The organism is Frankia sp. AgKG'84/4 (genome assembly GCF_023242965.2).
Lineage (GTDB): Bacteria > Actinomycetota > Actinomycetes > Frankiales > Frankiaceae > Frankia.
In genome coordinates this window covers 1-530 of the sequence record NZ_JALKFU020000726.1, presented here as the reverse complement: position 1 = coordinate 530, position 530 = coordinate 1, and the positions used below count along the sequence as shown (strand labels likewise).

Below are 530 nucleotides of genomic sequence, written 5' to 3'. Positions count from 1 at the left end.
GGCGGACGGCGGCCCCGCCTGGTCGCTGGCGATCGCCCCGCCCGGTGGGATCGACGCGCACCGCCTGGTCCGCCGCGTCGACACCGCCGACCTCACCACCGGCGACGGCTTCGCCGGCCCCGCCACCGCGGACGGCTTCGACAGTGACGCGGGGCGGGCGCTGCTCGCGGGACTGGCGGCGGCTACCAACAGCGAGCTCGACCCGGAGCGCGGGGCGATGATCCGTGCCGTCTGGCTGGACGCGGGCGCGACGGCCCCGGGCCGCCTGCTGCTGATCATCCACCATGCGCTGATCGACGGCGTCTCCTGGCCGATCGTGCTGGAGGACCTCGCCACGGCGGTCACCGCGCTGCGCGCCGGCGAACGTCCCGAGCTCGCGCCGGTACCCGTCGGGTTCGCGGAGTGGGCGCGTCTGCTCGACGCGCAGGCGCGCGCGGCGTCGACGGACGCCCGCCTGCCGTTCTGGCAGGACCTGCTCGGCCGGGCCACGCCCGTGCGGTGGGCGCCGCGGCCCGCCGGCGCATCGGATC

General features: G+C 77.9%; 1 protein-coding gene. It reads left to right on the top strand.

Annotated features, from left to right (window positions below):
- On the top strand, positions 1 to 530 hold a 530-nt coding region (locus MXD58_RS24815; RefSeq protein ID WP_250610062.1), incomplete at both ends, for a condensation domain-containing protein.